At 39.1% G+C, this 11,203-nt stretch carries 12 protein-coding genes and 1 pseudogene; 5 read left to right on the top strand and 8 right to left on the bottom strand.

What is annotated here, in order from left to right; all coding sequences use genetic code 11:
• From FXW07_RS19505 to FXW07_RS06680, 3 genes and pseudogenes are all read right to left on the bottom strand, one after another.
• Positions 1-255, bottom strand: a pseudogene (locus FXW07_RS19505) (hypothetical protein); the annotation flags it as partial.
• 12 nt (positions 256-267) lie between these two features.
• Entirely contained in the window at positions 268-3,426 is a 3,159-nt protein-coding gene (locus tag FXW07_RS06685; protein WP_229394778.1) for a tetratricopeptide repeat protein, read from the bottom strand.
• 257 nt (positions 3,427-3,683) lie between these two features.
• Entirely contained in the window at positions 3,684-3,839 is a 156-nt protein-coding gene (locus tag FXW07_RS06680; RefSeq protein ID WP_156151042.1) for a hypothetical protein, read from the bottom strand.
• A 185-nt stretch (positions 3,840-4,024) separates the two neighbouring features.
• Here FXW07_RS06680 and FXW07_RS06675 point away from each other — a divergent pair, with 185 nt between their 5' ends.
• A complete protein-coding gene (locus tag FXW07_RS06675) occupies positions 4,025-4,570 on the top strand; it encodes an NTPase (protein ID WP_229394777.1) in 546 nt (181 codons plus the stop codon).
• Between the two features lie 110 nt (positions 4,571-4,680).
• On the opposite strand, the gene FXW07_RS19460 is transcribed toward FXW07_RS06675, so the two are convergent.
• From FXW07_RS19460 to FXW07_RS06650, 5 genes are all read right to left on the bottom strand, one after another.
• Positions 4,681-4,968, bottom strand: coding sequence for a hypothetical protein (locus FXW07_RS19460; protein WP_276573345.1), 288 nt, complete (start codon positions 4,966-4,968; stop codon positions 4,681-4,683).
• 268 nt (positions 4,969-5,236) lie between these two features.
• Positions 5,237-5,440 (bottom strand): hypothetical protein, encoded by a 204-nt coding sequence (locus tag FXW07_RS06665; RefSeq protein WP_229394776.1) that lies wholly within the window; start codon positions 5,438-5,440, stop codon positions 5,237-5,239.
• A gap of 336 nt (positions 5,441-5,776) precedes the next feature.
• A complete protein-coding gene (locus FXW07_RS06660; RefSeq protein WP_229394775.1) occupies positions 5,777-6,424 on the bottom strand; it encodes a hypothetical protein in 648 nt (215 codons plus the stop codon).
• 959 nt (positions 6,425-7,383) lie between these two features.
• Positions 7,384-8,220, bottom strand: a complete 837-nt coding sequence (locus FXW07_RS06655; RefSeq protein WP_229394774.1) for a hypothetical protein — start codon at positions 8,218-8,220, stop codon at positions 7,384-7,386.
• Positions 8,221-8,858: 638 nt separating this feature from the next.
• Positions 8,859-9,506, bottom strand: coding sequence for a TatD family nuclease-associated radical SAM protein (locus tag FXW07_RS06650; protein WP_229394773.1), 648 nt, complete (start codon positions 9,504-9,506; stop codon positions 8,859-8,861).
• 308 nt (positions 9,507-9,814) lie between these two features.
• Here FXW07_RS06650 and rpl7ae point away from each other — a divergent pair, with 308 nt between their 5' ends.
• Genes rpl7ae through ndk form a run of 4 tightly spaced genes read left to right on the top strand, consistent with a single transcriptional unit; the run spans position 9,815 to position 11,117 of the window.
• Positions 9,815-10,177, top strand: coding sequence for a 50S ribosomal protein L7Ae (gene rpl7ae / locus FXW07_RS06645; protein ID WP_048120732.1), 363 nt, complete (start codon positions 9,815-9,817; stop codon positions 10,175-10,177).
• Positions 10,178-10,201: 24 nt separating this feature from the next.
• Positions 10,202-10,423, top strand: a complete 222-nt coding sequence (locus tag FXW07_RS06640) for a 30S ribosomal protein S28e (RefSeq protein WP_048107265.1) — start codon at positions 10,202-10,204, stop codon at positions 10,421-10,423.
• 15 nt (positions 10,424-10,438) lie between these two features.
• Positions 10,439-10,627: a 50S ribosomal protein L24e gene (locus FXW07_RS06635; protein WP_048107264.1), complete on the top strand. Its 189-nt coding sequence runs from the start codon at positions 10,439-10,441 to the stop codon at positions 10,625-10,627.
• A gap of 40 nt (positions 10,628-10,667) precedes the next feature.
• Positions 10,668-11,117 (top strand): nucleoside-diphosphate kinase, encoded by a 450-nt coding sequence (ndk, locus tag FXW07_RS06630; protein WP_048120730.1) that lies wholly within the window; start codon positions 10,668-10,670, stop codon positions 11,115-11,117.
• Positions 11,118-11,203 lie beyond the last annotated feature (86 nt).

The raw sequence follows: 11,203 nt of genomic DNA, 5'->3' as shown, positions 1-11,203 counted from the left end.
TTCAAATTCGGCATCAAATTCTTCTTCTCCCATCTTATTTCGCAATTCAGCCAGATCACTTGCAGCCAGTTGAACGTATGGAGAATTAAGCGTTTTAAAAATCGAAAAAGCAGTTAAATAYGCCTGAAGAGCAAGAGATAACTCTTCCCTTTCCGCATATATTCTTCCTAATTGTCCCAGTGTTATTGCAATTCCGCTTTTGTTTCCCAGCTCTTCTTYMATTTTCAGKGACTGGTTATACTTTTTCACTGCTTCTTCGTAGTTGCCCTAGAAATAATGAACATTTCCAAGCTGATGCAGTGTTYCTGCAATTCCGCTTTTGTTTCCCAGCTCTTCTTTAATTTTCAGTGACTGGTTATACTTTTTGATTGCTTCTTCGTAGTTGCCCTGATCCTGATRAATCATTCCAAGCGCGTGCAGTGTTATTGCAATTCCGCTTTTGTTYCCCAGCTCTTCTTTAATTTTCAGTGACTGGTTATACTTTTTCACTGCTTCTTCGTAGTTGCCCTGAYCCTGATGAATCATTCCAAGCTGATGCAGTGTTYSTGCAATTCCGCTTTTGTCTCCCAGCTCTTCTGAAATTTTCAGTGACTGGTTATACTTTTTCACTGCTTCTTCGTAGTTGCCCTGACCCTGATGAATCATTCCAAGCTGATGCAGTGTTTGTGCAATTCCGCTTTTGTCTCCCAGCTCTTCTGAAATTTTCACTGACTGGTTATACTTTTTCACTGCTTCTTCGTAGTTGCCCTGACCCTGATGAATCATTCCTATCTGGTGCAGTGTTTGTGCAATTCCGCTTTTGTCTACCAGCTCTTCTTTAATTTTCAGTGACTGGTTATACTTTTTGATTGCTTCTTCGTAGTTGCCCTGATCCTGATGAATCATTCCAATTGCATGAAGTACAACTGCAACCCCCCTTTTATTCCCCCCTTTCTTACATTTATATTTAATATTGTTATATATTTTTAATGTCATATTCAGGTCTCCGAGGCGGTAGTAAATCGTCGCAAGGGTGTATTCGGCGTTTGTTCTCGTATCTCCTGATGTCGTGTTGATAGAATCATTTAATAGATTCATTGCAAGTTCAATGTGTCCCCAGCGGATCATAAGGTCTGAGACATTTTCTACAATTTCGTTTGCCCTTTTCCAATCTTCTGCTTCGAAGTAGTAGTCTCGTGCTTTCAGATAATCCCAGAGACTTCCAGTTTGAGATACCAGATTTTCGTAATATTTGGCAGCCCTGATGAGAAGCTTCTTTTTATCGAATCCTTCTTCTTTTAGCTTATCTTGTGCGAAATTCCTGACTATTGTATGTTCCATGTAGACAGTCTGGTCATATTCTTCTTTTGAGATCAAACCCCACTGGATGAGTTTTTGCAGTGGCTCTACAATAGAAGGGCTTTCATCTTTTTCGTCTCCTATTATCCATGATAATGCTTCTACAGGAACGGCTTCTCCGTAAATCGAAGCATAGAGGAAAAGTTTTTTAGCATCAGTATCCAGTTTTGAGAAAGATTTGTCAAGCAGGGTAAACTCCATAAGTTCCTTTTTCAAGGGCTTTAAGTCCAGCATTAAACTGTCCACACCCTGAACGGAAGAAAGTTTTGCGAACTTCCCTATCGTCCAGGGGTGTCCGCCTATTATATCATATATCTGCCTTTTTTTCGGAATATCCAGGTCTGCAAGTTCCGTATAGTTGTTCATTAGCCAGTTGGCCTGCGGAAAATGCAGTTCAGGAAGGGAGATATGTTCAATGCTTTCAGACAGCCTGCCTTCCAGAGGATCAAAATCGTAACGGGTTGTTATGATGAATTTTGTATTGCTGATCGTATTGTTTAGAAGATGCCGGATGAATGCCTTGAGTTCTGGGTTTTCAATTTCTTTTCGGTCTTCGTCCAGGCAATCTTCAAAGTTGTCAAGGATTATCAGGAAACGAAACTGGTTAAGTATGTTTACAAGTCGGGAGGTTTTAATTTCAAGTTGTTCAGGCTGATTAAGAACCTGGTTAAGTTCAGATCTTCCGTTCATCATTAAGAAGCTATTAATTTTGTTCAGGATATCTTCAGGTCGGGTGGTTGAAGTGCATTTCATCCCAAAAGTCCCGTCAAAATACTCATTCATTTTTAGCGCAAGTCGGGTTGCAAGAACGGTTTTTCCCATGCCGCCAAAACCGTGAATAATAGCAGCACGCTTTACATCGGATCTAAAGCCTTTTTCCAAAATTCGAAGCTCTTTTTTCCTGGCAACGAAGCCTTTATTCATCACTGGCAAATCCAGCAAATCTGACAGTTTATTGGGTTTGAATTCAAATTCAGAAGGTTCCGGTTTTATTTTTCCTGCCTGGACGCAGTTGCAGTCTGAAAGATACAGAACAGGAGTTGCAAAGTCAAATCCATTGCTTTTTTCCGAATCCTTCATCGCAATTCTGGCTTCTTTGAGGGCAACATCAACCGATTTTCCGATTGCAATCGTCCTGTAAAAAGTGTATGCAAACTGGATTGCCACGTCATCCAATACCGAATACTGCATGGCTACTACAGCCGGTACTCTTTGCTTCGAAAGCATACTGGCAAGGTCACCGAAAGCTTCTTTGTTCGAGCCTTTGGCTGATTCACAGGAACTGAGCACAACAAGCCTGATGCCTCGTTCGGTAAAAAGGTCTGCAAGGATTTTATTATCTATGAGTCTGGCTGTTCGATCTTCTGATTCAAATACAAGGTGTCCTTTGCCGTTTCTGCTTACTCCGTGCCCTGTGAAATGAACAATGTGATAGTTTTGCTCATTCAGGTAACCCTGGACGTTTTCAAAAGTGGCATCTTCTGTAAAATCTACCTTAATTTTTTGGTCTTTCTGGAGTTTATCCAGGGCTTCCAGAATAATTTCCTGCTCTTTTTCAGTGTTTAATGGTGAAATTCCGGGACCATCTGGACTTGAGATTACTACCAGCATTCGGAGAATAGAATCAAGGGGTTTAGATTCGGTTTTCTTTACTTCAGGTGGAAGCCTTGAGAGCAAAATGCTCCTTCTGGTGATTAAAAAGTCTTCTCCGTTGTGCAGGTATTCCCAGGGCAAAGCTGTAATTTCAGGAATATCTTCAGCGAACTGCATTGAAATCCTGAGTCCGCAATTTTTGTCCTGGACTTCGTTAAGACATTTGTTGAAGTACTCTCCCAGTTCACCTGAAAATACAGTATCGTACAGCATTTTTCCGAATTCGATATGAGTTGTCTCTTCAGGCTGTGGTTTGGGAATAATAACTTTTTCTTCAATCCGGTCCAGCATCTGAATAAGTTTCAGATCGCGCCGGAGTTCAAAATTCTGGGTGGCTTTCGTATCTCCATTTTCAAGAATTGAAGCCGTATACTGGTTGTTGTAAGAACTTTCAGATCCTTTTGATACTCGCAGGTCCAGGGAATAATAGTCCACAAAAAAACACCTTCTCAGTAACAAAAATTAGAAACTATCAAATTTATAGTTTTGTTTTTATTGTCAGAAGTGACTATAAATATAAAAAAGAATATATTTTTTTTACGAAAGCATAGAATTAATAAAACTCAGAATGAAAAAATGAATTCATAGTAAGGTTGTCCAGGATATATCAACTGGTTAAAAAGTGTGCGTCGAAAAAAGTAAAATCTGTAAAATCATCTGTAAAATCTAACAATTTATTCCTCTTTATCTCTTCACTCCGGCTTCTCCTCCGGCATATAGCACCCAAAATAGGTATTTTGCTCGACCTTTTTCAGGATATTGTTAATATTTTCGAGTGAAGCTTCCATCTTTTCCATTCTCTTCTCTATCTCCTGTAGTCTGGCAAGAATCTCCTGGTCTGTGGTCATAATTTCAACTCCATATATATTTCCATATATATTTACTAAATTTAGATTAATTGAAGCTTTCGATGTATATTCCAGTATATCCTGCAATCATTTTATAGTCAACGTAAAACCTCACCGCTGGCTAATTTAAGTAAAATCAAGTTCTATTTCTGGGAAATGGGATAACAAGGGGGACGAAAAATACCATGTTGAGAATTGCAGTAACCGGCAGTCCGGGTATTGGAAAATCAACAGTCGTGGCAAAAGCTGCTGAAAAACTTGCCGACCAGCCTGGCTTCAAAATAGGAGGTATCCAGACTTCCGAAATCCGGAAAGAAGGAAAGAGAGAAGGTTTTTCGATACGGGACCTTGCTACAGGAAAAACCGGAATTCTGGGCAGCATTAGAGGAAGCGGGCCGAGAGTTGGAAAATATCACGTCAACCTGGAAGACCTTGAAAATATCGGGGCAAATGCTCTCAGGAGTGCCCTGGAATGTGACCTGATAGTTATCGATGAGGTCGGGCCGATGGAGCTAAAATCCGAAGCTTTCGTTTCGGCAGTTGAGGTAGTCCTTGAATCCGATAAACCGGTTCTTGCAGTGCTGCATCGGTCAAGCAGTCACCAGCTGGCTCAGAGGATGAGGAAAGAATTCGAGGTTTTGGTAGTTAATGAGGAAAACCGTGATGATCTGCCTGAAAAAATCTTTGCCAGGCTGGGAGACAGAAATCAGCATTTCCCGTTCAATAATTAATGCCAGGTTGCCGGTTAATTACTCCAGATATATCAAAAAAATGAAAAAATGGATTTTATTTCTGTAATCTGTCTATTTTTCAAGATTTATTATTTATCTTGCAGGTAATCTTATGCTCCTTCACACCCTCCATCGCTTCCAGATCCTCCGCCGCCATAGTGGCCTTTAGTTCCAGACCCTCCTGCTCCACCACTTCCGGATTCTCCTCCATCACATCCTCCATCGCTTCCGGACTCTCCTCCATCATCACATCCTCCATCGCTTCCAGAACCTCCGCCACCATAATGACCGCTGGTCCTTCCATCGGTTACAACAGTGGATTTCCCCGCTTCCCCTATTACAGACATTGCACTGATACATAATGCAAATGCCAGGAAAAAAGTTATGATCTTTTTCATTTATTTATCTCTTCCAAAATTACTATTTCTTGTAGATCTTTTGCAACTTTTAATTTTCAAATGTTGCTATCTAATAACTTTTTTTATAATTGGCTTAACAAAAGCACAATAAGTTATTTTTTTCTTATGGATATATACTGATAGGAAAGTTTGTTTTGCTTATACCAATCTTGGCTATATTCTACAACAATATTTTATATATGTTTTAAATTTAAATTTCAGGATTTTCAATTCGGCTGCTTTTCTTATAGGGATGGATAAATAGGGATTAAACACAGGTTTTGGTAATACTGCAACTATCAATTAATCCTCCTCTGTCACAGAAGATGAAGGAAGAATTAAAAGTTTTAACAAGAAGGCTGGAAGTCCCTTTCCTCGGAAGAACTGAGCCATCAGGCGAAAAATTCAGGGTGAAGTAGTTCACAGGATAACGAAGAGGACCGGGATAATCTGCCTGAAAAATGGTTGCCACATTAAGATGAGGTTAGCGACTTTAAATAACATTTTTCGAAAACAATATTTATTGGTTACTTTATTTTGATATCTTATAAGAATATAAACAGTGAGATATATCCCGGGAGAACCTGCGAATTTTTTTGATCTGTTACTCCCGTTATATATCTCTAATCATTTTTTATATATTGGACATGAAAGCTCTTTCAAGTATTTTCATTTCTTTATGCCTGTAATTAGAAGAATTTCATGTGCGTTTTGGTATATTTTTAGCTCAAAATTTATATTGAAATGCTTCAGTGTTTTGTAACCTTTTATGAGGGCATTCCGGAATTATTCCAGAAGCAAAGGGATTTTATTTTCTACCGCCGTTGTCGCCATTACCACCTTTGTGATTACCTGCACTGCCAGAACCGCCATTGCCCCCTCCGCCTTTTTGGGATGTTTCTGTTACTTTTACCAAGCCGCTTCCCTGGTAACAATCGATTCCATTGTCAGCAACGAAGAATAATCTATTAACACTTGAATCAAGGTAGCTCAGATCTCTTACGTAGAAGACATATTCGTACTTATAGTCATTCTCCATGTGCACTTTCGTATAGCTTGCACCTGTAAGGGCAGGATATTCAGAGTCTGTATCACTTGGAAGTCTGAGTGTTATCTGGGCTTTTGTGAAGTCTTTTAGCTTAGTAACACTGAAATTATCTATACTGGGATCATAAATCTCTGCCCAAATAGGGTTGTCGTATTCATCAGTTGTTAGATATTTATAAGGATTACTATAAACCGCCACACGGATCGGATAGCCGGGTATTGTCGGAATTATCGGTGCCGGTCGGTCGATATACATCGGATGTTCTTCCATCGGGGATATGGAGATCCAGATATTATCGTCTGGCGAAAGTAATTCATTTGGTTCACTTGGTTCTTCTTCCTCTGCCATCGCAGGCATCGCAATAATACATAATGCCAGTGCCATGATTAATGCCATAATTTGTCTCATTAATTTCCCACTCCCTTTAGATCTATGTTTACTTGTTTATTTTTTGTGTTATGTTGGTGTTATGTCAAGAATATTTCTCTGTTTTGAGTAATATGTCCCGGAGCTATTATTTTACAATCATATATATATTTGTAGGAATAATTGTTTCTGTACTAGCAACTTCATACATATCTTATTCGATTTCATTCCAAATCCTCAAACGTTAAATCTGAAATTATTCCGGATACTGGATGTTTTTTCATCCGGCTTTCAATTTTAGTGAGGCTTTACCTGCTGATTTATATTTTTATATGTTTTATTTTAATAATATTGGATGAAAAAAGAGAAGGATAGTATGAGAAATCGTGGTACAAGGTCTCTTAGATTTGAACATATCCGTAGTCTGGCAAACTGGCAGGACAAAAATAGGACTTAATTCTGGAAGGGTTAGATCTCCAGCCTATTGGCTGGATGCATCACGAACAGTTAACCTGTTCTTAATTAATTATTTACTATTGTCTGTTTAAAAATATTAAACATTACATTTTAATATGTTTTTTCTCTTAATACTCTATTGATACTATAATATATTATTGCTGTAATATTTTCATAATAGTCAAAATTTTTTGCTTAAATGACTCCTTTATAGTGAGAGCGTCGTAAAAGTATATTCAGGAATAATAAAAATAGAATTTCAAATTTACAGTTAAGGAATTGATCCATAATTCCATTATCACAATGATTTATCTGAAATTAGGAAAGTTAAATTTCAAACTGCCTCTCTAAAATAAAGAAGAGCCGTAAAGTGTTTTTCCTGAAGTGGCTCATTCTTTTTGAACATAAGAAACACTGTAATTGATTTTTTTTATAACTATATTTCTTATGTATCATGTAATATCTGCGTTTAAGGAAGATCAATATTGGTGATTTTTATGACCCGAATGTACAACCAGGAAAAGTTTTGAGACAACCTGTATTCATTATTTTTTTGCCACTTCCTTAATAACCCTAACTGCAATACCACTACCGGGGATAACCAGGTTAGCTGCTTCTGTACTTATATCAAAGAAAAGATCGCGGGTCATTACTTTCTCAATCTTCTGGCGCAATGTAATATCCCCAACAAAGGTCATCTCCCCAGTTAAGCCATCGAATTCAGCAACTGCTGTTTTGCCATTTCTTTCCCACTTATATTCGAAGACGTAGACTGGCCGAAAATAAAGATTCACTATGCTGACATCTTTTTTTTCTTCAGGAGTTGTATCAGGCCTGATTGGTTGAGGTAAAGAGGAGAATACTTGCTGTACCGCAGCTTTTGGAAGCATTTCTGGCGACACATAGGTGCTTCCATCAGTGGAAACCTCGGGTACATCATTCACTGACTCTTTCTCAAAGAGCAAATATTTCTCCCAATCATGTTTTTCTTGTCTGCTCACAGCGTCGAATATAACTTCTTTACTGCCTTCTGTTATACAGTGTTCAATCCCCATAATAGTGAACTGTCGCGATGTGGTCGCTACTGAGTAATCCTTACCATCGATCGTCACACTCTTAACTTCGGGATCGAGGATCGAAAAGTTATAATCGCGCGTGCGATCATACTCGTAGTGCACATTGCATTTGATATGCCAGAACGGCTCATATAAGTAATTTTGATCCGTGATTTTAATTTCTTCTGGTTTAGGGCGCGAGATTAAACTTACCAAGCCTTTGCTGAAAATTGACACCTTTTTATCCCAGGCTGTTCTCAATGCGTGCTCCATATCATACTTGGGCAATAGGCGGAAGATTTGCTCTTTACCTGTTGTTTTATCCATGCTATACCCTCAAATTTGTATCTACACGGAACTTTCAGATTCAGATGTCAAGATTCTCTTCATAGTTTCAGGTTCTTCTTTCTTTGTGTTCGGTTAAAGAATAGGGTAACTTCAAAATGACTACTCAAATTTACAAAGGGTGTAGATTTCGTGGTTCTAAGTACATAAATCACTACAAAATAATACATCACTTATAGTCACGCCTGTAATTTTTGCAACAAAAAACTTCATTGTAACTCATTCGGCAGTTGCATTATTTAGCCTCGTGACTATACATTTCGTATATTAACCGAACATAAATGAATTTCAGTTATTTAATTTCAATTTTATAATTCAGTTATTTAATTTCCCAAATCTATCAACTTTCAACTATAGAGCGGATCAATCTTTCTCGAATCTTAAGTATCTGGGCTTCTTAAGTTAGACTTTTTAAGTTAAACTTTTCAAGTTAGACTTTTTAAGTTAAACTTTTCAAGTTAGACTTTTTAAGTTAAACTTTTCAAGTTAGACTTTTTAAGTTAGACTTTGTAAGTTATACTTTTCAAGTTATACTTTTCAAGTTATACTTTTCAAGTTATACTTTTCAAGTTATACTTCTTAAGTCGTTATTTCTTAAGTATTTTAACTTTTAACAGTTTTCAGATTTCTTTGCTTGCAGCTTCGGATAAAGTCCTTATGTGGAAGCTTGTATCCAGCTCCTCTGCAAGCTTTCTACATTTTTCTAGGTCAACTTCGGGTACATTAACTACTGTAACCCTCGTACTGATTCCTGCCTTCTTTGCTTCCTTAACAAAATTAAGTACTGCAGAATAAGCATTTTTATGGATCGGTCTGCAGAGTTTGTTATACTTTTCTTCGGACTCGGCATTCAAACTTACGGAAACAGAGTCTAGCCCTGCGGTTTTCAGTTCGGAGACCACATCTCTTCCCGGATTTATAAGGGCTGCCTGTCCGTTGGTATCTAGCCTTACTCGAATATTCCGGCTTTTCAGCCAGCGGGTTACTGCCAGCACTACATCGAACCTGATTGTTGGCTCTCCAAGGCCTGTGAATACTATTTCTCTGTATTTTGAAAGGTCCAGTCCTTCAAGGGCTCCTATAACTTCCTCTGTTGTCGGTTCTCTTGAAAGCCTCAGGTCATATCCGTAAACCCCGTCTGCAAAATTACGGATACAAAAGACGCAGTCTGCACTGCAGCGGTTTGTAAGATTAATATAGAGATTTTTATGAGCTTCATAGTAAATTGCGTCCATGAGATCAAAATTTCTTACATTCCTTATAACCATGACGTATTAGTTCATTTTTTATCCTGGAATTGAAAATAGCCTTATATATATGAATTTCTTATCGATCTACTTCTGCTTTTGGTCTATGACTCATGTTTTCAAGCAGAAAGTTTATAGGTGATCATGTACTTGTAAGGTTCGATCTGCAGCATTTAGCTAGCAGTATCTATATTTCAACTCATTTACTCTCCGCATTGAAGTCTATACGGTTTCGATTTAAGATTTGATTTCAATGTTGACAGATGTGTGTTAAAAACCTATGATTGATGAAAAATTGCGATACTCGCAATTTCGAAGGAGAATATTATATGGCACAATTAGCTAAATTCGACGTTCCAGAAGAACTTACAAACAAAGCACTTGAAGCTCTGGAGCTTGCCAGAGATACTGGAAAGATTAAAAAGGGCACCAATGAAGCCACAAAAGCAATCGAAAGAGGAAATGCAAAGCTCGTTCTGATTGCAGAAGATATCGAGCCTGCCGAAATTGTTGCTCACATTGCTCCACTTTCCGAGGAAAAGAAAGCACCTTACATCTTCATCAAAAACCAGAAAGAACTTGGTGCAGCCAGTGGGCTTGGTGTGTCCTGCGCAACTGTCGCAATCGTAGATGCAGGAAAAGCAGGTGAAATGATCCAGGACATTGCCCAGAAACTTGAAGCCCTTAAATAATCCTGATAACATGAGGTGCTAATTATGGCTGATGAAAGCACAACCGGCGGCTTTGCTGCTGAGGTTATTGACGTTATCGGGAATACAGGTATGCATGGTGAAGCCAGCCAGATCCAGTGCAGGGTTCTGGAAGGCAGGGATAAGGGCCGTGTTATTACAAGAAACTGCGTTGGCCCTGTCCGCGTAGGTGACATCCTGATGCTTCTTGAAACCTCAAGAGAAGCAAAGAAACTGACCACCAGATAAGAAAGCGGTGAGATTATGGAACAGAGAAAATGCTATTTCTGCGGGAAAATGCTGGAGCCCGGAACCGGCAAGCTCTACGTCAAGAAAGACGGTTCTACCTATTACATGCACTCTTCCAAGTGTATGAATAACTTCAACCTGGGTAGGCTTCCAAGGCGTACCGAATGGACTGAGAAAGGCAAAATCCAGTTGAAGAAAGCATAAGAATTGTCAGTTTATTTGTTCGGATAATTAAGGTGTTCATATGGAACAGACATACGTTATGGTAAAGCCTGACGGAGTCCAGCGCGGGCTGGTAGGAGAGATAATTTCCAGAATCGAGAAGCGAGGTCTGAAGATCGTTGCCCTCAGGATGAACGTTATCAGTGAAGCTACTGCAAAAGAGCATTACAGTGAACATGCAGCCAAGCCTTTCTTCCCCGGCCTTGTCGGATTCATAACGTCGGGACCTTCAGTTTCAATGGTAGTTGAAGGAAAAGATTCAATTCGGGTCATGAGGGCTATAAACGGGGCTACAAATCCTGTAGATGCGGCTCCCGGTACAATCCGTGGGGATTTTGCTCTGGATGTAGGCAGAAATGTAGTTCATGCTTCCGATTCCCCAGAAGCTGCTGCAAGGGAAATTGCAATTCACTTTAAGGACTCCGAAATCGGGAACTATTCCAGGATCGACGAGGTCTGTTTGTACGAATAAAGCAGGTGCATCAAAGCCTTTTCTCGTTCCTGAAACTTCAGGGCACGATTCAAGGCCTTTGTTCATCCGACCTGCAATATGGGTCC

The sequence above is a fragment of the Methanosarcina sp. DH1 genome, assembly GCF_020804205.1.
Classification (GTDB): Archaea; Halobacteriota; Methanosarcinia; order Methanosarcinales; family Methanosarcinaceae; genus Methanosarcina; species Methanosarcina vacuolata.
The sequence above is the reverse complement of the archived record's forward strand: the minus strand, read 5'-3'. Positions and strand labels throughout refer to the sequence as shown.